Raw genomic sequence first — 23,334 nt, 5'->3', positions numbered from 1 at the left:
TAAATAATAATTAATGAGTACTATTAAAAAGAAGGCATTGGTGATGATAGTGAAAAAAGAAAGAAACAATAGTATTTTCATATTTACTAACTTATTTATAATCATATTATTAATTAAAAATGGTTTAAATAATCTACCTCCTATATTATTTATAATGACATTTGTTATATTAGTTTTAATATTAAAATTAATATTTACAGATAAAAGGTATAAGAAGATATATAAATTAGCTGAAGCAAATAGAAGAAGATACATAATGGCTATAGATGCTCTTGAAGGTGCAATTTGGGAGTGGAACAGTGAAAGTAAAAAACTCTATATGTCTACAAAAATTAAAGATATTTTAAGAAGTGATGATAATATAGATAGTTTTGAAAAGTGGTATTCTTTTATAGATGAAGAAGAAAGAGAAGATATAAGAATTTTTATTGAAAATATAATTAAAAATAAAATATGTGATAATTTTATTTTAGAATGCTCTTTAAGAAATTCGATAGATAGAAAGATAATAGCTAAAATTCAGGGAAAAGGAATAGAAAGGAAAAATATTTTCTATTTATCAGGATTTATTGTAGATATAACAGAAAGAAAAAAGACAGAAAACATGAATAAGGTTATAGAAAATAAAAATAGATTAGCGATAGAAGGAGCTAAAGACATAGTATTCTGGTGGAATGTCAATCAAAATATAATATCAATTGATAGTAGTATAAAAAAGTATTTAGATATAGAGGGGGAAGGAGATCTAATAATTACTGATACAAGTTGGCAAAACTACATATTGAAAGATGATATAAAAAGATATAATGAACAAATAAAAAAAGTAATGGATTCTAAGAAGGATGAATTTTATTCAATAGAATATAGAATTTTAAGTAAAGACAACAAGCCAGTTTGGCTCCAAAGCAAAGGAAAGAAAAGATTAGAGAAAAATGGTGACTTATTTATACATGGAGCTCTTTCGGATATAACAGAGAGGAAGGAAAAGGAAATTGAAATTAATTATTTAAGTTTCAATGATGAGGTTACAGGAATTCCAAATAGAAGATATTTTGTTAGGGAAGTTACAAAGCGTATAAGACATTATAAAAATGAAAAAATGGCATTTATATTTATAGATTTAGATAATTTTAAATATATAAATGATACATATGGACATGATGCAGGGGATTTATTACTAATTGAATTTACAAAAATAATAAAAAATATGAAGATAGAAGATTCACTTTTTGCTAGATATGGTGGAGATGAATTTGTAATAGTTCAATATAATTTACAAGAAAAACATCAAATTAAATCGATATTAGATAATATAATAAAGAAGCTAAGTAATCCAATAATCATAAATGATAAAGAGGTTTTTTGTACATTAAGTATAGGCGTAAGTATATATCCTATAGATGGGAAGGATATGGCTATATTGTTAAAAAGAGCAGATATGGCAATGTACCTAGCAAAAGTAAATGGAAAAAATAGATATGAGTTTTTTGATATAGGTATATTAGAAATTTTAAATAGGGAATTTGATATAGAAAAGGGATTAAGAGTAGCTATAGATAGAAATGAAATTCAGTTATTATATCAACCAAAGGTAAATGTAAGTACTGGAGAAATAGTAGGTTTTGAGTCTCTTGTAAGATGGCATAGTAAGGAGCTTGGTGAAGTGTCACCAAGTGAATTTATACCAATAGCAGAGAACTCAGGACTTATAATACCTATAGGAGAATATATAATTGAAGAAAGCTTTAAAAAATGTAAGGAGTTAGCAGAAAATACTAGTAAAACTTTTAAAATGGCAATTAATCTATCAGAGGTTCAAATTAGAGATGAAGAAATAGTATCATTTGTTAACGATACATTAAAAAAATATGATTTAGATGCTAAATATATAGAATTTGAAATTACAGAAAGTATAATAATGAAATCAGCAGAGAAAAATATAAAAACATTGGAAAAATTAAAAAAATTAGGAGTTACTTTAGCATTAGATGATTTTGGAACAGGATACTCTTCATTAAGTTATTTAAGAACATTGCCGATAGATGTACTAAAAATAGATAAAAGTTTTATAGATGGAATACTGATAGAGCAGAAAAGTGAGTATATAATAAATAGTATTGTTGATCTTTCTCATTACTTAAATTTATTAGTTGTAGCTGAAGGAGTAGAAAATAAGAATCAATTAGATTATTTAAAGAAAATTAGTTGTGATGTTATTCAAGGATATTATTTTAGTAAGCCAATTGAATTTAATAATGCAATGAAAATGCTTATAAGTTAAAGTTATTTTTTTGAAATTTTATCACCAAATCGATAAGCTCATCATATTATGTAACTATATTACGATTTGGAGGTATATATGAAAATAGTAATAGATGATCAATATCATAATGATGATAGCGATTATGGAGAACAAGAGTATACTGTAGATGAAAATGGTAACTTGAATTTATTTATTCAGGTTGATGAAGAAATTGAAAAGGAAACTTCTAGCAGAACGATTAATAGAGGCAACATAATCAATAATCAAGCCGAAGAAAAAATAATAGAAAATAATTTTAATGAGGATTTTTTAGTAGATGAAAAATACGCTGATTCAGATGTATATGACAATCTTTACTCACAAATAGGTAAAGCAAAAGAAGAATTTGCAGATAGAAATATAGTAGAGGAAAAGGGGACAATTCAAGTGACATCAAGGCTTGCTAATAAAGACGGTGTAGAGCTTAAAGGAGCAAGAATAAACTTATATTTATTAAATGGAATATCCCCTAAGTTGTATGATTCAAAATTTACAGATAGTAATGGTAAAGCTATATTTAGTAATTTAGAAAATGGATGTTATAGAGTTATTGCAATAGTAGATAGAAGATTTTTCGAAAAACCTTCTTACTATAGTTGGAATGAGGTAACAATAGATAAAAATAATAAATATGCTGATATATGTGTAGTAAATAGAATAAAAATGTCTTATTACAGAAGATAGATAAATATTATAATGTTTATACACTTATAAAAAGAGATAAATTATAAAAGATTTATCTCTTTTTATTTTAATAATATTGATGTAGACATAAGCTATAGTTAATTGATAAAATATAGATGCGTTAATTAATGATTTAGTTAAGTGGACAATAGTTTTGTATTATATATTATTTTTATAGGAGGAATTGCTAATGAATAAATTTAAATTAAAGATTCAAAAAATACATAATGAAGCTATAATACCAAGTTATGCACATAAAGGAGATGCTGGATTAGATTTATATTCGGTAGAGAAGGTAACAATAAATCCATCAGAAACTGCATTAATAAAGACTGGAATAAAAATTGAATTACCACCACAAACAGAAGCTCAAGTTAGACCGAGAAGTGGACTTGCATTAAAACATGGTATAACTGTTTTAAATACACCAGGGACTATAGACGAAGGATATAGAGGAGAAGTTGGAATAATATTAATAAATCATGGTAAGGAGCCATTTATAGTAGAAAAAGGAATGAAAATAGCACAAATGATAGTTAAACCTGTATGGTATGTTGATATTGAAGAGGTAGAAGAACTTAGCGATACTGAAAGAGCCGAGGGCGGATTTGGCTCAAGTGGAAAATAATTCATAATTGATAATTAACGATTGAAAGAAGAAAATCCTTATAGAATTTTGAATAAAAGGTATTTTACACTTATAGTTCAAGTTTAGTACTCTACAACTGAGCTTAATATTAAAGCCTATCTACTTCAAGCAAGTTTCAGTAGATAGGCTTTAATTTTTTAAATCTTTCATTTATGAATTGCTTAGCAATTTATATTATATATGGTATTTTATCCAACAACTGTAAGTTACGCTCTGTGAACCAAAATAAATTGCAGCACAATCTTTAAAAATAGAGTGCACTATTTATTTAAGTTTTCCCATTCTTCATATAAAAATGAAATTTTTTCTTCTAAATCCTTAATTTCTTTATTTACGCGCTCACTTTCAATAGGATTTGAATAAATTTCTTCAAGGCAAAGTTGTTCTTGAAGTGATAATAAATAGTCTTCACCTTTAGATATATCATCTTCAAGTTTTTTAATTTTTAATTTTAAAGATTTCTCTTCTTTTTCAAGTTCTTTCTTTTTTCTTTTCTCATCTTTTAATTGAGTTTTGGTTTTGCCGTTAGCAAGCTCTTCTAAAATTTCAAATCTATTTGGATTGATTTTCTTTTCTTGATAGTAGCTATAGTTTCCTAAAAACTCTTTAATACCATCTTCATTAAGTTCAAGTATTCTATTAATTACTTTATTTAAAAAGTATCTATCATGAGATATAACTATTAATGTGCCATCGTAGCTTAATAGAGCATCTTCAAGAGCTTCTCTAGACATTATATCAAGATGATTTGTAGGTTCGTCTAGTAATAATAAATTAGATCTTGATAACATAAGTTTTAGCAAGTTAATTCTACACTTTTCACCACCGCTAAGGGTATTTATAATTTTAAAAACGTCATCTCCTGTAAATAAGAAAGATGCTAGAGCACCTCTTAGTTTAGAAGTAGTTAAATTAGGAAACTCATCCCAAACTTCATCTAATATGGTTTTATCTAAATTTAAATCAGATTGTTCTTGATCATAATATCCAACATTTACATTTGTGCCAAGAACTACTTTACCATTATCTGGTGATAAGCTATCTAAAATGATTTTTAATAAAGTAGTCTTACCACGACCATTTTCACCAATTAGAGCTACTTTTTCACTTCTTTTAAGATCTAAATTAAGATTATAGAATAGTTTTTTATCACCATAACTTTTAGCTAAATTTTCGATATGAAGAACATCATAGCCACTTTTTACTGAGGTTTCAAATTTAATTTTAGTAGCTTCCTTTTCTTTATCAGGAGCATCTATCTTCTCCATCTTATCTAAAGCTTTTTCTCTACTTTCAGCAGCGCGAATACTTTTTTCTCTATTAAAGCTTCTAAACTTTTCTATTATTGCTTCTTGCCTTTTGATTTCTGCTTGTTGAAGATTATAGGCCTTAAGTTGAGCCTCATAATTTTTCTTTCTTTGCTCAATGAATTTAGTATAAGAAACATTGTAGCAATTAATGTGACCATTAATAACTTCAAATGTATTATTAGTTACAGTGTCCAAGAAAAATCTGTCATGAGAAATTACTAAAACTGTTCCCTTATAATTTTTTAAATAATCCTCAAGCCATTCTATAGCTTGTAGGTCAAGATGGTTTGTTGGCTCATCTAGTAAAATTATATCAGGATTCTTTAAAAGTAATTTACAAAGAGCAACTCTAGTCTTTTGTCCCCCACTTAAAGTATAAATTATTTTATCAAAATCCTCTTCTAAAAATCCAAGACCTTTAAGAACTCTAGAAATTTCACCTTTATATGTATAGCCACCTTTATGAGAATATAAGTCTTGAAGAGTAGTATAGTCCTTTATAATTTTTTCATGATATGAAGCTTTATTCTCATCATAAGGCTCATTCATCTTGATTTCTAAAGTATGAAGTTTATTTTCAATATCGGTTAATTCTTTAAAAACTAAGTTCATTTCATCATATATAGTATTATTTAAATCTAAATCAACGTGTTGTGTTAAATATCCTATGGTTCTATTTTTATCAATAAATATTTCTCCAGAATCTTGAGATATTTCTTTAGAAATTATTTTAAAAAGAGTAGATTTTCCTTCGCCATTACCACCGATAATTCCAACTTTATCTCCTTCATTAATTGAAAATGTAATATTTTTCAATACATCTCTTATACCATAGCTTTTCGATATATCTTTGCAACTTAAAACTATCATTTTATCCTCCTATTATTATCTTGAAATATCTACAATATATATAAATATAATAAAGTTATAATTCCAACTTTATTATACTCTAAGGTATTATACTAATCAAATAACTATAAGTAATAATAAATATTCTGTAGTTAATTAAATAATTTTTAAATTGATAATATTTAAGTTAGTAATTTAGGAGTTTACATAAATAAAAGTATGTAGGAATTAAAGGTTACTTCATAGTATTGGTGAAAATCTTAAACTATGAGTAATTTATTAATCTTACATACTTTTTTATTATTTAGAAATTGTTTTGAATTTTGGTAAATGATTATCTATTACAAGAGAAGGGGTTCCAGATATAAGAGGTAAGAAATAATCTAAAGCTTCTTCTCTTATGTGATTTCCTTCTTCATTAATTAATTCTGTTGGAAAATATTTAACATTGTTAGCTATTTTATCAGCTTCAACAAGAAAATGAGATGTAGTATATGGTGAATTTGAATCTCTTTTAATTCCAACCATATAGCCACTATTTCCATCAATAGCAAATTTTAAGGCAGAATAACCAGCATCAAAGGCTTCCTCTAAGTCTACGTCAGAAGCACAGTGAATAGAGCATCTTTGTAAAACTCCTAATTCAAGAGATTTTACTCTACTTGTTATACCTGATGATATTATTAAGTTTTTAAGGTAATTACCTATACCACCAAGTTGAGCATGTCCGAAATTGTCATGAGCTTGTCTGGTAACTTCAGTAATAAATTGGCCTTCAGAATTTTTTAAACCCTCAGAAACAACTATAAAAACTTTATTCTTTTCTTGAAATTTCTTTCTAACATCTAGAAGAAATTGTTCTATATTAAAAGCAACTTCTGGTAAGTAGATAAAGTCTGCAACTGGCTTTCCATTTATTCTAGCTGTGCATGAAGAAGCAGCTAGCCAACCTGTATCTCTCCCCATTGTTTCTAAGATAAAGATTCCATTATTAATATAAACTGATGAATCTAAATATGTTTCAAGAGCTGTTGTAGCAATAAACTTTGCAGCACTTCCAAAGCCCGGCGTATGATCAGTATACATTAAATCATTATCTATTGTTTTAGGAATTCCTATAAATTTTATATCTATTCCTGAACTTTTCGCATACTTACCTAATTTAGCAATGGTATCCATAGAATCATTTCCACCTACATAAAAGAAGGCTTTTATATTGTTTATATTTAATATGTCTAAAAGTTTATCATATTCCTCACTTGAATCTTCTAAATTCTTCATTTTATATCTACAAGAACCTAATCCAGAAGATGGTGTGTATCTAAATGTATTTATTTCTTCATCTGAAAAAGATGATAATTCTATTATATTTCCATTTAATATACCTTCTATTCCGTTTAAACCTGCATATACTTTATCAAAGGCACCTAAATCTTTATTTGCTTGTAACAAACCTACTACACTAGAATTAATAACAGATGTTGGACCACCAGATTGAGCAATTATACAATTCGCCATTAAGCTACTCTCCTTTATAAAAAAATACAAAATGTGATATACTTTTTAAAATATTATATACCCTATTTAATAATATACAATAAAATTTGTAATATTAAAAGGGTTTATTTCAAAAAAATAATACATAAATACTATACTTTATAATTATATATAGAGTAGAATTATATAATTTGGAGGAGTTTCTAAAAGATGGGATTAAGAGAGGTAATTTTAATTGGTGTAGCTATGGCTATGGACGCACTTGGACTTAGTATATGTTTGGGGATAAATCCCACATTAAAAAGAAAAAATAAATGGGGATTTATAGCTTCATTTGCATTTTTTCAATTTCTATTTATATTTTTGGGGGGAATAGCAGGAAATTTGTTTGATACATATATTGTAGCAATTCCTAATATGATAGGCGGAATTGTAATAGCTTTAATAGGTCTTATAATGATATTTGAAGCTTTTAAAAAGAATGATAAAGACGATTCTGTTTTAATAAAAAAATCAATGTATTTAATTTTAGGAATGTCAGTAAGTGTAGATGCTTTAGTAGTTGGTTTTACATCTTTTTTTGAGATTAATGCAATATTGTTATTTATTGATGCTGTTTTGGTAGGCTTAATAACTTTACTAATATGTACCACAGGTTTCTTTTTATGTAGATATATAAGAAAGGTTGATTTTATATGTAAATATGCAGATTTGCTAGGTGGAATAATATTATTAATATTAGCATTAGAAATGATATTTTTTAATATTTAATATGTAGAATATTAGTGTTATAATTATATATATGTTTCAATTATTAATTTATATTATTGCAGTATTATGATATAAGATAATAGTATTACTTAAGCAAAATAGAAAAATTGAAAGCATAGATTATTTAATTTTTATATAGGTTACTTAAATATTGATTTTTCTTATATAGTATAAATTTCAAAGGTAGTTTAGATAAGTGAAAAGTATTTAGTACAACTTGTATATAAGAACGTTAGGAGAATAAAATGAGCTGGGAAATTTATTTAAAAGAAAAAGGAATGAGAGTTACAGCAGGAAGAATTTCAATTTTAAATATAATAGAGTCTTCAGATAAAGGGCTTTCAGCAGAAAATATATATTATCAATGCAAAAAGCACAATGAAAACTTAAACCTTAGTACTATATATAGAACATTAGAATTGTTAGAAGAAAAAGATATAATAAAAAAAATTAACATAGATGGACCTGCAATTTATGTATTAAAAAAGGAAAGTCACAAACATACTTTAAAATGTGATGTTTGTAATAAATGTGTAGAAATACCATGTCCAATGGAAGAAATAGAAGAAGCCATAAAAGCTAAAGTTGGATTTAGCTTAACAGAACATAAGTTAGAATTAAATGGCGTTTGTGATGAATGCAAAAAATTAAAACAATAACAATAAATATAATAAGGGTAGTATTTTATACTACCCTTATTATATTTATTGTTTTAAATTAAAAAATTTATCGAAGATTATGACTAAAATTAAAGTGAACACAGATGTAATTGCAATAGTACCCCCTGGAGCACTATTAATATAATATGATAAAAATAATCCCATCATAATATCAAACATTCCAAAACCTATGGAGAATAGTAATGTTGTCTTAAATCCCTTTTTTAATTGCATTGCAGTTGCAACAGGCACTATCATTATGGATGATATAACAAGTATTCCCATTACTCTTATTGACATAGAAATAGTTGAGCCAACAAGTATAGTAAAAATATAATTTATAAGTTTTACTTTTACTCCTGAAGTCTTTGCACCTTCTTCATCAAAAGTAATGTAAATAAGCTTATTAAATAAAAAGATCAAAGCAACTAAACAAATAATTCCAACTATTAAAATTAAGAAAATATCTTCTTTAGAAACGGTAAGAATACTTCCAAATAAAAATGAATTTACTTTTGCAGAAGCTTTACCACTGCTTATAAGTATGATAGCTATACCTAAACTAAAGGTTAAAACTAAAGACATAACAAGTTCAGCATATTTTTTATAATATTCTCTTAAGAATTCTATAACTATAGCACAAAGTGTTGTAAATAAGAAGGCTGTTATTAATGGATTAACCCCTATAACTAAACCAATAGCAACACCAGCAAAAGAAGAATGTGAAAGTGTATCACCAATCATTGAATATCGTCTAAGCACTAAAAAAAGTCCTATGAAAGGACAAAGTATTGATATTATAAAACCAGCCATAAAGGCATTTTGCATAAAATCTAATTGAAACATATTATCTACCTTTCCTAATAATAAACTTAAATAGCATCATTTAATTTAAAACTTTTATTTCTAAACTCTTTATACTCATCAGTGGTAAATAAATTAATATTTCCATTATCAACTTTAAGAATATGAGTTGAGTTCTTTAAAGCAATATCTATATTATGTTCTATTGATATAATAGTTTTTTTATCAATTTCATTTAATTTCTTTAAAATACCGTAGATTTCAATTTGATTTTTTTCATCCACGCCAGTAGAGGGTTCATCAAGAATAATTATATCAGGATTACCCATTAAAGCTCTTGCAATAAGAACTCTTTGTTGTTGTCCACCAGATAGCATACCTAGAAGTCTGTTTTCATAATCACTCATACTAACATTTTCAAGGATTGAAGAGATATTTATATTTTTATTTTTCAAAGTTTTTTTATGACATAGTAAAACCTCTTTAACTGTAATTGGAAATTGTGAGTTAAAAGAATCAAGTCTTTGGGGAACATACCCAATTGAATCTGAATTAATTTCTATACTACCAGAGGTAGGTTTTAATAAGCCAAGTATTAGTTTTATTAATGTAGTTTTACAGCTTCCATTTTCACCAACTATAGATAAATATATACCACTTTGTATGTTTAAGTTTATATTTTTAAGTAAATATGGTGGTTTATTAGAATATGAAAAACATAAGTCTTTTATATTAATCATTAAAAAATCATCTCCTAAATAATCTAGACTTATTATATATGAAAATGCGAATAGTTTGCAACAATAACTTTAGATATATTATAAATTTACTTATTTATTTGTATTATTGACATAGTTTTAAATTACAAAGCTATTTTAACTAAGAAATTGAGCAGATTTTCTTAGTTAAGTTATTGATCATAAATTGTTAATAGTTAATTACCATAGTTTTGTTGATTTATATTATGAATAAAACATATAATATAGATAAGTTAAATAAAACCAAAGTAAAAATATTGGAGGAATATATATGGATTTTTCAAGTTTAGTATTAATGGAAAAGGATAAAGAAACGGGATTTATAACTAAGGAGCTTGGAAGTTTTCAAGTTTCAGAAGGGGCATTATATGTAAAAAAGCTTTTTGTTAGCAATGAAGTTGTAAATTTATATTTTGATACAAATAAAGATGTAGAAGAATGGGAATACTCAGCAATATATGATGTTTTTAATTATGATGCTTTTATAAAGGAAGAATTTGAAATTGAGGATTCTTTAGATGAATATAATCCTACTTTTTTAGTAAAATTTAAATATGTAGATGATTATGAATTCATGAAAGAACGAATAACAAGATGTGTTGAGTTAATCGAAGAAGCTATGGAAAATGCCTTTAAGGATATTGAAGGTAAAGAAGATGACTATAATTAGAAAGGAGAGCCTAATAAATTAGGCAGAAGTTATGAGTGAATTAAAGATATTGAAAAAGAGAGAAGAAATTGAAGATAAGTATAAATGGAAAGTTAATGAAATATTTTCAAATGATGATGCGTGGGAAAATGCTTTCCAGGAACTAAAAAAAGAATCGCCTTCTCTTAAAGATTTTGAAGGCAAACTAAATAATGCTGAAAATATTTTAAATTACTTAGAAAAGTATATAGATTTAGGAATAAAAGCAGAAATAGTTTATGTATATGCTCATTTAAAATGTGATGAGGATACATCAAATTCAAAGTATCAAGCTATGATGAACAAGATAGATTCTTATATGGCTGAATTTGCATCATATACAGCTTATTTTGTACCAGAGATATTATCATTAGATGATGAATTTATAATGAATATTATAGATAGTAATGATAAATTAAAGGTTTATTCATTTATGTTTAAGGACATATTAAAGGAAAAACCTCATATATTAAGCAAAGAACAGGAAGAATTACTAGCACAAGTTTCAGATTGCTTAGATGCTCCATCATCTATTCATAATATGTTAACAAATGCAGATATGAAATTTGGAAATATAATTGATGAAGATGGTGAAAATGTAGAGTTAACAGAAGGAAATTACTCATCATTTATAAAAAGTAAAGATAGAAAAGTTAGAAAAGAAGCTTTTAAAACTTTATTTAAAGAATATAAAAATTTAGAAAATACATTTTCAACTACTTTAACAAGCTCACTAAAGAATTTTAATTTTGGAGCTAAGGTTAGAAAGTATAATTCTGCACTAGAATCATCATTAAGTCCAAATGATATACCAGTTGAAGTATATAAAAATTCTATAAAAACTATAAATGAGAATCTAAAATCACTTCATAAATATGTTTCTTTAAAGAAAAAATTATTGGGATTAGATGAAATGCATATGTATGATTTATATGTTCCAGTAATAGAGATACCAAAAGAGCATATAGAATTTAATGATGGTGTAAATATGGTTTTAGAAGGGTTAAAGCCATTAGGAGAAGAATATTTAAATATTTTTAAGAATGGTGTAGAAAATGGTTGGATAGATATATATCAAAATAAAGGCAAAAGGGGAGGCGCATATTCTTGGGGTGGATATAAAACAATGCCATATGTTTTATTAAACTACAATTATGAATTACATGATGTATCCACTTTAGCACATGAGATGGGTCATTCTATCCACTCTTATTATTCAAGAAAAGAGCAGCCATATATTTATGCAGGTTATACTTTGTTTTGTGCAGAAGTAGCCTCAACTACAAATGAAGCTCTTCTTATTCATTACTTAATTAATAAAGAAACTGATAAAAAGAAAAAATTATATTTAATAAATCAAGAGTTAGAGCAAATAAGAACAACTGTATTTAGGCAACTTATGTTTGCAGAATTTGAATTATTTACTCATGAAAGCTTGGAAAAAGGAATGTCTTTAACTGCTGAAGATTATAATAAAGCTTGGCATGATTTAAATGTTAAATATTTTGGTGAAGATATGGTAGTAGATGAAGAAATTGATATTGAATGGGCTAGAATACCACATTTTTATTCAGATTTTTATGTTTATCAATATGCTACAGGATATGCAGCAGCTTCAGCCTTTGCAAAATCAATACTAGAAGGAAAGGAAGATTCTGTTTCTAAATATATTGAATTCTTAAAAAGTGGTGGAAGTGATTATCCAATAGAGATATTAAAAAAAGCAGGAGTTGATATGACTACGTCACAACCTCTAGAAGCAACTGTTGAAAGATTTAATGAACTTTTAGATATGCTAGATAAAGAAATAAATTTCAATTAACAATTTATTTCATTTTATGATTTACAAGGTATAGTTCACAACTTTTTGCGGTAAATTTTGGAGAAGTTTATTAATAGTAAGCAATTAATAATTTTTATTGATTGCTTACTAATATTTTTATTGCGCTAATTAAGGGGGATGGACTTTGAAGAATTTTGAAAAAATATTTTTTGGTTTATTAACTAAAGAACTAAACTTTTTTATGAGAAGTTATTATAGCGAATTTCATAAAGAAGAAAGATGGATAGGGTTAATTGATTTAAATGAAGTAGTAGTTTCAGTTGTTGTATCAAATGATATGAATGAAGAAGTAGATTTTAATGAAGCAAAAGAGTATCTTTTAAAATCTTTAAATAAAAGATTTGTAGTAAATTTAATAATTTTAGCTTCAGAAGAATATATAAATTATAATAAAAATAATTATTACAATAAACTAATATTTTCAGTAAAAGATAAGAAAATACTATATTCTAGTGAAGGTTCTAAAGCATTTATTCCTATTATAAATTACATGATAAATGAAAATAATAAGAAGAAAATAAATTTCAAAAAATATAAAGTTACATATACAATAATTATTTTAAATATTTTAGTGTATTTGATTGAAATTATTAAATCAAGAAATTTAATTGATATTAACATATATACTTTGATTCAAATGGGTGCAAAAGTTAATATTTTAATTAATAGAGGGGAAATATATAGATTAATAACATCTACTTTTTTACATGGTGGAATAATGCATATTTTATTTAATATGAGTGCACTTAATATAATAGGAAAAGAAGTTGAATATATATATGGAAGTAAAAAATATATATTAATTTATATTTTGTCTGCTTTATCGGGATCATTATTTAGTTATTTATTTAATCCAAATAGTGTATCGGTTGGAGCATCAGGTGCTATATTTGGACTTTTGGGTGCTATGTTAGTATTTGGATTAAAAGAAAAAAATAAAATTGGAAAACAATATGTAAAAAATATATTAGAGACTCTAGCTATAAATGTAATTATAGGAATAACTATATCTAATATAGATAATTACGCACATTTGGGTGGTTTAATAATGGGGGCAATATCAGCATTAATTTTATTTAAAAGTAAAAAGACAATCAGTTAAATAAAATTATAAATTCTAGAGGTGATAATAGTGAAAGAAAAAAATCATAACAATGAACTTATATTTGCTATTTCATTTATTGGAGTACTATTAGCAACTTCAATATATTACTTAATAAATATAGATATAGAAAAACTTTTCAGAATAGGCCTTACGTTTATAACTATTCTTGGAGTATATTCGTTATATATAAGAACCTTTCTCAAGGGAGCAAAAGTTATATATTATATTAATATGCTGTTCATTTTTTTATCAATGTATTTAGCTAGTGTTTTAGATTTTTATTCTATAACTAACTATGATAAATTTCTACATCTATTATCAGGAGCGATAATTGCTATAATTGGCTATGTTTTATTTTTATATTTAACAAATGAAAAAGTAAGAAAAGAAATACATCCATTAATTTCTGTTATCTTTGTAATATTATTTGCTACATCTGCAGCTGCAGTATGGGAAATATGGGAATTTACAACTGATTCTCTTTTTGGATTAAAGGCTCAGAATGGAAGTTTAAATGATACTATGTGGGATATAATTTGTGGAACTTTAGTAGGGGTAATAACATCTATTCCTATATATTTATATAATAAAGGTAAAAATATTAAATTTATTAAATATATAATAGAAGATATTGAACGAAACAAAAAATAGATAAAAAAGATATGTTAATAAAAATAACATATCTTTTTTGTGATTTTTATATTTACATTTACTCATGAAAAGATGTATAATATTAATAATTTAACAATAATAGAGAGTAAATAGAAAAAATATATCAAAAAACATATCAATATGCTAATATAAAGGAATTATTGGGGACAAAGGAGTTTTGAATATGATTGGAAGAAAATATGTAGATGAAATTATTAGTAAAGTGGAAAAAAGAAATTTTGGGGAAGAAGAATTTTTAAATGCTATAAAGGAAGTGCTTAATTCACTTGTACCAGTATTTAATAAACATCCTGAATATATAGAAGAAGGAATATTAGAACGAATCGTAGAACCTGAAAGACAAATATTTTTTAGAGTTCCATGGATAGATGATAATGGAAAAGTACAAGTTAATAGAGGATTTAGAGTTCAATTTAATAGTGCGATAGGACCTTATAAAGGTGGTTTGAGATTTCATCCATCAGTAAATCAAAGTATAATAAAATTTTTAGGATTTGAACAAACTTTTAAAAATTCACTAACTGGATTGCCAATAGGTGGAGGAAAAGGTGGTTCAGATTTTAATCCAAAAGGAAAATCAGATAGAGAAGTAATGAGATTTTGTCAAAGTTTTATGGCAGAATTATACAAGCATATAGGACTTGATACGGACGTTCCAGCAGGTGATATAGGAGTTGGAGCAAGAGAAATAGGATATATGTATGGGTATTACAAGAAAATAAAAAATGCAAATGATCAAGGGGTATTAACAGGTAAAGGACTTGCCTATGGTGGGAGTTTAGTAAGAAAAGAAGCAACTGGATATGGACTAGTGTACTTTACAGAGAAAATGTTAAGTGATAATAATTTAAGTTTTAAAGATAAAACAGTAGTAATATCAGGATCAGGTAATGTTGCTATATATGCTTGTGAAAAAGCAAATGAATTAGGTGCAAAAGTAGTAGCATTAAGTGATTCTAATGGATATATATATGATGAAAATGGAATAAATTTAGATATAATAAAACAAATTAAGGAAGTTAATAGAGGAAGAATTAAAGAATATTTAGACTATGTACCAAATGCTAAATATACAGAAGGATTTAGAGGAATTTGGGAAATTAAATGTGATATTGCACTTCCTTGTGCAACACAAGGGGAAATAAATAAAGAAGCAGCAGAAATTTTAATTAAAAATGGTGTTAAAGTTGTTTCAGAAGGTGCAAATATGCCAACAGACTTAGATGCAATAGAGTTGCTTCAAAAGTCTGGAGTAATGTTTGGTCCAGCAAAGGCTGCAAATGCTGGTGGAGTTGCTTGTTCGGCATTAGAAATGTCACAAAATAGTTCAAGATTATCTTGGGATTTTGAAGAAGTTGATTCAAAACTTAAAGACATAATGGTCAACATATATATAAATTCTAAAAATGCAGCACAAGAATATGGTGAGCCAGGTAATATATTAATGGGAGCTAATATAGCAGGCTTTATAAAGGTTGCAGAAGCCATGATGTCTCAAGGTATAGTTTAATGTTATAAATCTCAAAAATAGCAACCCCTATTTTGAGTTTATTAATAAAAAGCCATTTAGTTGTAAAATATATTTATAACTAAATGGCTTTTCTTTTAATTAAACTTGTAATATTTTGTGAAGCAAAATATTACAAGTGAAAAGTGTAAGAGGGAAAAGTTGAGGAAGAAATCCTTACAGGATTTTGGAGTAAAGGTGCTTTGCATCTATGTATTTTAATTTTTTTTTCATAGAAGGCATTGAATACTTGTGGAATATAATTTCTGTACACCTGAACTTAGTATGAAAGCCACCTACTGAAGCTTGCCTAAAGTAGATGTACCTTAATTCTTTCACTTTTCACTATTAACTTTTCACTAGATAAAATGCTTCGCAATTATAAGGAAATTATTACATGAGTATATTAATTATATCTTTATTTATATAGGATAAAATAATATATATAAAGATATAATTAATATTAAGATAAATATACTAATCAATAATAAATCAATAAACTATTTATAAAATTTGTATGTAGTAATATTAATGAATTTTTAAGATTTCAGTACTTGATTTTTTACCACTATTAGAATATATTTAATAAAGATGTCAAAGATAATGTACTAAATAGTAATATAAGGAAAATATCCTTTATTTATAGGAGTGGATGTAATGAAAGAAATTATTTTAGCTGTGACAGGTGTATTTCAGGTTATTGTCTTTGCAATGATGATGTATTATTTTGTTTTAGCTTTTTTTGGCTTAATAAGAAAGACAGAAAAGAAAAATTATACACCTACAAAAAAGTTTGCAATGATAGTTGCAGCTCATAATGAAGAAGTTGTTATCGGAAAACTAGTGGAAAGTATGTTAAATCAAGATTACCCGAGAGAGCTATATGATGTATTTGTGATTGCTGATAATTGTGATGATAATACTGCTAAAATAGCAAGAAAATATGGTGTTTATGTTTATGAAAGATTCAATAAAGATCAAAAGGGTAAAGGATATGCATTAGAGTGGTTATTTGATAAGATATTTAAAATGCAAAAGAAATATGATGCGGTTGCAGTATTTGATGCTGACAATTTAGTATCAAAAAATTGGTGTAAAGAAATTAATTCAAAAATGCTAGAAGGTTATAAAGTAGTACAAGGCTACATAGATAGTAAAAATCCTAATGATTCATGGATAGCTACTTCATATTCAATAGCTTTCTGGACTCAGAATAGAATGTATCAACTAGCAAGAGCGAATATTGGATTATCAAATCAAATTGGTGGAACAGGATTTGCTATAGATACAGAGATTTTACAAGAATTTGGATGGGGAGCTACATGTTTAACCGAGGATTTAGAGTTTAGTTGTAAGTTAATTTTGAATGGAGAAAAAGTTGGATGGGCACATGATGCTATTATTTATGATGAAAAACCTCTTACTCTAAAACAATCATGGGTTCAAAGAAGAAGATGGATGCAAGGATTTACAGATGTAGCATCTAGATATTTCTTTAAGCTACTTAAAAAGGGATTTAAAGAAAGAAAATGGTTTGTTTTAGATTGTGCTTTATACGTAATTCAACCTTTCTTTACTTTAATGATTGGTATATCAACGGTTTTAAGCTTTGTACAAGGCATGAGTCCAGAAGGACTTAATATTTTCTTAATTAGCTATCTGACTGGAGATTTTTCATTTAAAGTTATTGGTGTTATGCAATTTTTAATTACTCCTTTAATTATGAGATTAGATAAAAAAATATCACCAGGATTGTTTGTTATGCTTATATTTTATTCATTAAGTGTATTTATACTACCAATTTTTGCAACTAAGGTAGATAATTATTCAACGGTTTTATTAATAGATATAGTTTATAATTTAGCATTTTTATTAGCAACGGCATTATTCTTAGGAAAAAAGAAACTAATTTTATTCTTTAGATTTTTATTATATTCTTTATATACATTAACATGGATTCCAATAACTATTGAAGGTATGCTAAGAAAAAATAATAAAGAATGGAATCCGACAAAGCATGTTAGAAATATAGAAATTTGTGATGTTCAGTAAAAAACATTGTTTTGAAATCAGATTTTTCTTAAAGTGAAATTTCTAGAATATATAGCTGTATTAAATTGATTTTAAAATTAATTTAATACAGCTTTTTAATTGATAAAATAAAAAAATATAAAGAGTTTACCTTGAATCTATCTCGAACATTTGTTTGACATTTTCTTTAGAAAGATTTATATTTTTATTTATAGATTAATTATGATAAAATTAAAAAGATTATAATGAGAAGGTATGGTTAAACTAAGGTATAAGTTTAGTTTAACGCAATAATAGTGATTTTGGAGGTTTGTATGAGTGAAGATTTGATGAAAGGATATGATGTTACTGATTTAACTTCCTTAGAAAAGCTTGAACCAGTTAGAGTAAGACCTGGAATGTATATAGGATCTACAGGAACTAAAGGATTACATCATTGTGTTTGGGAGATTTTAGATAATTCTATAGATGAAATATCTAATGGATATGGAAATAAAGCTACAATAATAATAAATAAAGATAAAAGTATTACTATAATAGACAATGGAAGAGGAATTCCAACAGGGATACATCCAGTTAAGAAAAAATCTGGAGTAGAGATGGTTTTTACGGAGTTACATACTGGAGGAAAATTTAATAATAAAAACTACAAAACATCAGGAGGATTGCATGGTGTTGGTGCAGCTGTAGTTAATGCGTTATCTTCTTGGTTAGAAGTAGAGGTTCATCAAAGTGGAAATATATATAAACAAAGATTTGAATATGCTTATGATAAAGAGCTAAAAAGAGATATGCCAGGAACAGCTGTAACAAAACTAGAAATAGTTGGCAAAACCAAGGAAACAGGAACAAGAGTTACTTTTATGCCAGATAAGGATGTTTTTTCTAGCACAGATTTTAAAGTTGACATAATAGATGAAAGATTACAAGAATTAGCATTTCAAAATAAAGGAATGTATTTAGAATTAATAGATTTAAGAAAAGATGAGTTTAGAAAAGAGTATTACTCAGAAAGAGGGCTTTTAGATTTTATAGAATATTTAAATGAAAGTAAAACTACACTTCATGATAATCCAATTTACTTTGAAGGGGAAAGAAGCGTTAATAATATACAAATGTTTGGAGAGTTATGTGTACAATTTACAGATTCTACTACAGAAAATATAGCGAGTTATGTTAATAATATACCAACAAAAGAAGCAGGAACCCATGAAACTGGATTTAAAACAGGAATGACAAGAGCATTTAAAGAAGGTGCTAAGAAACTTGGACTTGTAAAAGAAAAAGATAAGGATTTTGAAGGTGACGACTTAAGAGAAGGAATGACAGCTATCTTAAGAATAAAGATTACAAATCCTATATTTGAAGGACAAACCAAAACTAAACTAGGGAGTACTGAAGCTTATACAATGATGAATGACTTAGCTTACACAAAGTTTAATGAGTGGATAGAAGATAACAAAGAAGTTGCTTCTATGCTTATAAACAATGCGCTTCAAGCAGCTCAAAGAAGAGAAAAAATAAAAAAAATAAATGAAGCTGAAAAAAGAAAAGTAGGAAAAGGTGCAGCACCTCTTGCAGGAAAAGTTGCTGTTTGCACACTGAAAGATAATACTGTAAATGAATTTATTGTTGTTGAGGGAGATTCAGCAGGGGGTTCGGCAAAACAAGCAAGAGATAGAAGATTTCAAACTATAATGCCTTCAAAAGGTAAGATAATGAATACAGAAAAACAAAAGCTAGAAAATGTATTAGCATCAGAGGAACTTAAGATATTTAATACAGCATTAGGCACAGGTACCTTAGATAATTATAAAGAAGAAGATTTAAAGTACGATAAAATTATAATTATGAGTGATGCAGATGTAGATGGATATCATATAAGAACTTTATGGATGACTTATATATATAGATATATGAGACCTCTAATTGCAAATGGGCATTTATATTTAGCTCAGCCACCATTATATAAAGTGTATAAAAGTGTTAAAGGGAAAGAAGTTCATAAATATGCATATAGTGATGATGAGCTTGAAAGTGTAAAAAAGGAAATAGGAAAAGGAGCACTTATACAAAGATATAAAGGTCTTGGAGAAATGAATCCAGATCAATTATGGCAAACTACACTAAACCCAGAAACAAGAACTTTACTTCAAGTAACGATTGAAGATGCTGCTAAAGCTGAAAAGATGGTTTCATTACTTATGGGAGATATAGTTGAGCCAAGAAAAACATATATGTATAAATATGGAGAATTTTAATAAATAGGATGGAGAAAAAATATGGCGAAGAAAGTTAATGATATACCAAGGGATAATAATATAATTAGAGTTCCTTTAGAGGAGGCAATGCCTGATAACTATTTGCCTTATGCTATAGAAGTTGCAAAGGATAGAGCACTGCCAGATGTTAGGGATGGATTAAAACCAGTTCATAGAAGAATATTATATGGTGCATATCAATTAAAAGCATTTCCAGATAAACCATATTATAAGTCAGCAAGAATAGTTGGAGATATATTAGGTAAATATCACCCACATGGTGATACATCAGTTTATGATGCTATGGTTATAATGGCACAAGATTTTTCAACTAGAGAAACCCTTATAGATGGTCATGGTAACTGGGGATCTATGGATGGAGATGGAGCAGCAGCAATGAGGTATACAGAAGCAAGACTTGCTCCTATTGCCATAGAAATGCTTAGAGACATAGATAAAGATACTGTAGATATGGTTCCGAACTATTCAGATAGTGAGATGGAACCTAAGGTACTTCCTAGTAGATATCCTAATCTTCTAGTTAATGGTACATTTGGAATTGCGGTAGGGCTTGCGACAAATATACCTCCACATAATTTAGGAGAAGTTACGGATGGAGTATTAGCATATATAGATAATCCAGAAATAACAACTAAAGAACTTATGGAGTATGTAAAGGGACCTGATTTACCTACTGGAGGAATTTTAATAGGACAAAACTCTATACTTTCTGCTTATGAAGCTGGAGAGGGAAAGGTAACCTTAAGAGCTAAAACCAATATCGAAAGGCTTGAAAACGGGAAAATTGGAATAGTTATAACAGAGTTTCCTTTTAGAAGAAATAAGGCGAAGCTTCTTCAAACTATATCTGAGATGACTGGAGATAAAAGACATTCTAAAGCTTTAGAATCAATAATTGATATAAGAGATGAATCAGACAGAAGTGGAGTAAGAGCTGTTATAGAATTAAGAAAAGCAGCTGATGAAGAAGTAGCAGATAAGGTTTTAAAATATTTATTTAAAAGAACAGATCTTCAATGTAATTTAAGCTTTAATATGGTAGCTTTAGCAGAGGGAAAACCTCAAACTATGGGGCTTAAGACTATAATAAAGCATTATGTAAATCATCAAAAAGAAATAGTAACAAGAAGAACTATAAAAGAATTAGCAATTGCAGAAAAAAGATTTCATATAGTTGAAGGATTTATTAAAGCTATAGATGTTTTAGATGAAATTATTAAAACAATAAGAGAATCTAAGTCTAAAAAAGATGCAGGCATAAATCTTATAAATAAATTTGGATTTACAGAAATACAATCAGAAGCAATTTTAGAACTGATGCTATATAGATTAACTGGACTTGAAATAAAAGTATTCCAAAAAGAATATGCTGAATTAGAAAAAACTATCAAAAGATTAAAAAAGATATTATCAGACGAAAAAGAACTTCTTAAAGTAGTAAAAGCTGAATTAAAGGAAGTTGCAGATAAATATAGAAATCCTAGAAAAACAGCTATTATTAAAGATGACAATGAAGCTAAAATAGATGTAGAAGAGCTTATAGTAGTAGAAGATGTTATGATAACTTTATCTAAAGATGGATTTATAAAAAGGATTCCTTTAAAAACTTTCAATAGAGTTAATGCAAATGCAGAAGATATTGAGTATAGAGAAGGTGATGAATTAAAATTCTTATTTAAATCGAATACTACAGAAAACATTCTTTTATTTACAAATAAGGGGAATATGTATCAAACAAAGGGTATAAATATTCCAGAATGTAAATGGAAAGAAAAAGGTGAAAGAGTTGATAATTTAATAAAAACATTAAATTTGGAAGATGAAACCATAGTCTATACTGCTTCAGTTTCTTCGTTTATGCCGAATAAATATGTTCAATTTATAACATCAAGAGGTGGAATTAAAAGAAGTTCCTTAGATAAATTCCAAACAAGTTACACAAAGCTACAAGCTACGAAGCTTAAGGATTTTGAAGAAGTTATAGATATAAGTCTGCTAGAGGAAGATGAATTTAAAGAATTTATAAATTTTGAAACTAAGAAGGGATTGGTATTCAATTTGCCAATTCCTAGCATAGAGGATTCTGCAAGAAATATATTACCAATAATGATGTTTAATTTATCGAATAAAGATGAAGTAACAAAAGTTGAGTATAGTGATAGTATTGATTTTATTGATTTTTCTATAGGTATAACTTCAAAGGGAACAATAAAGGGATTTAATAGTATTAAAAAAAATGATAATCTAAAAGTAAAGATAGATTCTCTAAGTAATATATTAATTTTCACAAACTTAGGAAAAGTGTTTAAAATACCAGCCTTCTTATTATCAGGAGTAAATAAAGGTGAAATTCCTCTAGAAAAAATTATAGATGATTTAGAAAAGAATGAAAAAATTATAAAAGTAATATCTATAAAAAACTTTGAAGATAATAGATTTATATATTTCTTTACTAAAAAAGGTATGGTTAAAAAGACTTCATTAGTAGAATTTGATGGAAACTACTCATCACAATTGTCATATAAATTTAAGTATGATAATGATGAATTAATATCAGCAGAGATGTATAATAATAATGTAGCAGAAATAGTAATTATAACTAAAAAAGGTATGGGTATAAAGTTTTCCTCAGAAAATATAAATACCATGGGAAAAGTAGCTTCAGGAGTAACGGGAATAAGCTTAAAGGAAAATGATGAGGTTATTTATGGAAAAATAATAGCTATTCAATATGGCGAGGATTTAAATGAATTAGCGATAACATCTAATGATAAAATAATTTTAGTTTCCAAAAACAAAGAAAAGAAAGAAGTAGATATAGAAGATATAAAGCTTCAAAATAGAGCGGGAAAAGGAAGCAATATTATAACAATTGCTTTAGATGACGAGATTAAAGAAATTATATTATAGGAGGAGATTTTTT

17 protein-coding genes are annotated in these 23,334 nt (G+C 26.8%); 13 read left to right on the top strand and 4 right to left on the bottom strand.

Going from position 1 to position 23,334, the window contains the following annotated elements; genetic code table 11:
- Positions 1–43 precede the first annotated feature (43 nt).
- The 3 genes from ABDZ60_RS08415 to dut all read left to right on the top strand — a co-directional run bounded on the left by ABDZ60_RS08415 (position 44) and on the right by dut (position 3,614).
- Positions 44–2,281: a sensor domain-containing protein gene (locus ABDZ60_RS08415; RefSeq protein ID WP_343777473.1), complete on the top strand. Its 2,238-nt coding sequence runs from the start codon at positions 44–46 to the stop codon at positions 2,279–2,281.
- A 78-nt stretch (positions 2,282–2,359) separates the two neighbouring features.
- Positions 2,360–2,986, top strand: a complete 627-nt coding sequence (locus ABDZ60_RS08410; protein ID WP_016208258.1) for a SpaA isopeptide-forming pilin-related protein — start codon at positions 2,360–2,362, stop codon at positions 2,984–2,986.
- Positions 2,987–3,176: 190 nt separating this feature from the next.
- Positions 3,177–3,614 carry a dUTP diphosphatase gene (gene dut, locus ABDZ60_RS08405; RefSeq protein WP_016208257.1) on the top strand — a complete coding sequence of 146 codons (438 nt, stop codon included), beginning with the start codon at positions 3,177–3,179 and terminating at the stop codon, positions 3,612–3,614.
- A 281-nt stretch (positions 3,615–3,895) separates the two neighbouring features.
- Here dut and ABDZ60_RS08400 read toward each other — a convergent pair whose 3' ends face one another.
- Positions 3,896–5,815 carry an ABC-F family ATP-binding cassette domain-containing protein gene (locus ABDZ60_RS08400; RefSeq protein WP_343777470.1) on the bottom strand — a complete coding sequence of 640 codons (1,920 nt, stop codon included), beginning with the start codon at positions 5,813–5,815 and terminating at the stop codon, positions 3,896–3,898.
- Positions 5,816–6,094: 279 nt separating this feature from the next.
- Positions 6,095–7,312, bottom strand: a complete 1,218-nt coding sequence (locus ABDZ60_RS08395; RefSeq protein ID WP_016208255.1) for a 6-phosphofructokinase — start codon at positions 7,310–7,312, stop codon at positions 6,095–6,097.
- Between the two features lie 189 nt (positions 7,313–7,501).
- On the opposite strand from ABDZ60_RS08395, the gene ABDZ60_RS08390 reads away from it, so the two are divergent.
- Positions 7,502–8,062: a manganese efflux pump MntP gene (locus ABDZ60_RS08390; RefSeq protein WP_016208254.1), complete on the top strand. Its 561-nt coding sequence runs from the start codon at positions 7,502–7,504 to the stop codon at positions 8,060–8,062.
- A gap of 245 nt (positions 8,063–8,307) precedes the next feature.
- On the top strand, positions 8,308–8,721 hold the full coding sequence (locus ABDZ60_RS08385) for a Fur family transcriptional regulator (protein WP_016208253.1): 414 nt from the start codon (positions 8,308–8,310) through the stop codon (positions 8,719–8,721).
- A gap of 45 nt (positions 8,722–8,766) precedes the next feature.
- On the opposite strand, the gene ABDZ60_RS08380 is transcribed toward ABDZ60_RS08385, so the two are convergent.
- Together ABDZ60_RS08380 and ABDZ60_RS08375 are read right to left on the bottom strand one after the other, a co-directional pair.
- On the bottom strand, positions 8,767–9,567 hold the full coding sequence (locus ABDZ60_RS08380; RefSeq protein WP_047001695.1) for a metal ABC transporter permease: 801 nt from the start codon (positions 9,565–9,567) through the stop codon (positions 8,767–8,769).
- Positions 9,568–9,593: 26 nt separating this feature from the next.
- Positions 9,594–10,265, bottom strand: coding sequence for a metal ABC transporter ATP-binding protein (locus ABDZ60_RS08375; protein WP_016208251.1), 672 nt, complete (start codon positions 10,263–10,265; stop codon positions 9,594–9,596).
- Positions 10,266–10,554: 289 nt separating this feature from the next.
- On the opposite strand from ABDZ60_RS08375, the gene ABDZ60_RS08370 reads away from it, so the two are divergent.
- The 8 genes from ABDZ60_RS08370 (at position 10,555) to ABDZ60_RS08335 (ending at position 23,321) form a co-directional block, all read left to right on the top strand.
- The gene (locus tag ABDZ60_RS08370; RefSeq protein WP_016208250.1) at positions 10,555–10,953 is read left to right on the top strand and encodes a DUF6762 family protein; all 399 of its coding nucleotides are present in this window, start codon (positions 10,555–10,557) and stop codon (positions 10,951–10,953) included.
- A gap of 31 nt (positions 10,954–10,984) precedes the next feature.
- The gene (gene pepF, locus ABDZ60_RS08365) at positions 10,985–12,793 is read left to right on the top strand and encodes an oligoendopeptidase F (RefSeq protein ID WP_016208249.1); all 1,809 of its coding nucleotides are present in this window, start codon (positions 10,985–10,987) and stop codon (positions 12,791–12,793) included.
- A gap of 145 nt (positions 12,794–12,938) precedes the next feature.
- Positions 12,939–13,916: a rhomboid family intramembrane serine protease gene (locus ABDZ60_RS08360; protein ID WP_047001694.1), complete on the top strand. Its 978-nt coding sequence runs from the start codon at positions 12,939–12,941 to the stop codon at positions 13,914–13,916.
- Between the two features lie 30 nt (positions 13,917–13,946).
- Positions 13,947–14,570, top strand: a complete 624-nt coding sequence (locus tag ABDZ60_RS08355) for a DUF2238 domain-containing protein (RefSeq protein WP_016208248.1) — start codon at positions 13,947–13,949, stop codon at positions 14,568–14,570.
- A gap of 184 nt (positions 14,571–14,754) precedes the next feature.
- Positions 14,755–16,101, top strand: coding sequence for an NADP-specific glutamate dehydrogenase (gene gdhA, locus ABDZ60_RS08350; RefSeq protein ID WP_343777464.1), 1,347 nt, complete (start codon positions 14,755–14,757; stop codon positions 16,099–16,101).
- Positions 16,102–16,755: 654 nt separating this feature from the next.
- The gene (locus ABDZ60_RS08345) at positions 16,756–18,150 is read left to right on the top strand and encodes a glycosyltransferase family 2 protein (RefSeq protein WP_016208246.1); all 1,395 of its coding nucleotides are present in this window, start codon (positions 16,756–16,758) and stop codon (positions 18,148–18,150) included.
- A 293-nt stretch (positions 18,151–18,443) separates the two neighbouring features.
- Positions 18,444–20,390, top strand: a complete 1,947-nt coding sequence (locus ABDZ60_RS08340; protein WP_016208245.1) for a DNA gyrase/topoisomerase IV subunit B — start codon at positions 18,444–18,446, stop codon at positions 20,388–20,390.
- Between the two features lie 21 nt (positions 20,391–20,411).
- Positions 20,412–23,321, top strand: a complete 2,910-nt coding sequence (locus tag ABDZ60_RS08335) for a DNA topoisomerase IV subunit A (protein ID WP_343777462.1) — start codon at positions 20,412–20,414, stop codon at positions 23,319–23,321.
- Positions 23,322–23,334: the final 13 nt, after the last annotated feature.

The sequence above is a fragment of the Clostridium sartagoforme genome (genome assembly GCF_039521405.1).
Classification (GTDB): Bacteria; Bacillota; Clostridia; order Clostridiales; family Clostridiaceae; genus Clostridium; species Clostridium sartagoforme.
Note: the sequence above shows the minus strand (reverse complement) of the source record. Positions and strands in the feature narration are given on the sequence as shown.

Excerpts from the sequence above, each read along its gene's own strand:
- ABDZ60_RS08415 (WP_343777473.1), top strand. The coding sequence starts at position 44 with ATGATAGTGAAAAAAGAAAGAAACAATAGTATTTTCATATTTACTAAC.
- ABDZ60_RS08410 (WP_016208258.1), top strand. The coding sequence starts at position 2,360 with ATGAAAATAGTAATAGATGATCAATATCATAATGATGATAGCGATTAT.
- dut (WP_016208257.1), top strand. The coding sequence starts at position 3,177 with ATGAATAAATTTAAATTAAAGATTCAAAAAATACATAATGAAGCTATA.
- ABDZ60_RS08400 (WP_343777470.1), bottom strand. The coding sequence starts at position 5,815 with ATGATAGTTTTAAGTTGCAAAGATATATCGAAAAGCTATGGTATAAGA.
- ABDZ60_RS08395 (WP_016208255.1), bottom strand. The coding sequence starts at position 7,312 with ATGGCGAATTGTATAATTGCTCAATCTGGTGGTCCAACATCTGTTATT.
- ABDZ60_RS08390 (WP_016208254.1), top strand. The coding sequence starts at position 7,502 with ATGGGATTAAGAGAGGTAATTTTAATTGGTGTAGCTATGGCTATGGAC.
- ABDZ60_RS08385 (WP_016208253.1), top strand. The coding sequence starts at position 8,308 with ATGAGCTGGGAAATTTATTTAAAAGAAAAAGGAATGAGAGTTACAGCA.
- ABDZ60_RS08380 (WP_047001695.1), bottom strand. The coding sequence starts at position 9,567 with ATGTTTCAATTAGATTTTATGCAAAATGCCTTTATGGCTGGTTTTATA.
- ABDZ60_RS08375 (WP_016208251.1), bottom strand. The coding sequence starts at position 10,265 with ATGATTAATATAAAAGACTTATGTTTTTCATATTCTAATAAACCACCA.
- ABDZ60_RS08370 (WP_016208250.1), top strand. The coding sequence starts at position 10,555 with ATGGATTTTTCAAGTTTAGTATTAATGGAAAAGGATAAAGAAACGGGA.
- pepF (WP_016208249.1), top strand. The coding sequence starts at position 10,985 with ATGAGTGAATTAAAGATATTGAAAAAGAGAGAAGAAATTGAAGATAAG.
- gdhA (WP_343777464.1), top strand. The coding sequence starts at position 14,755 with ATGATTGGAAGAAAATATGTAGATGAAATTATTAGTAAAGTGGAAAAA.
- ABDZ60_RS08345 (WP_016208246.1), top strand. The coding sequence starts at position 16,756 with ATGAAAGAAATTATTTTAGCTGTGACAGGTGTATTTCAGGTTATTGTC.
- ABDZ60_RS08340 (WP_016208245.1), top strand. The coding sequence starts at position 18,444 with ATGAGTGAAGATTTGATGAAAGGATATGATGTTACTGATTTAACTTCC.
- ABDZ60_RS08335 (WP_343777462.1), top strand. The coding sequence starts at position 20,412 with ATGGCGAAGAAAGTTAATGATATACCAAGGGATAATAATATAATTAGA.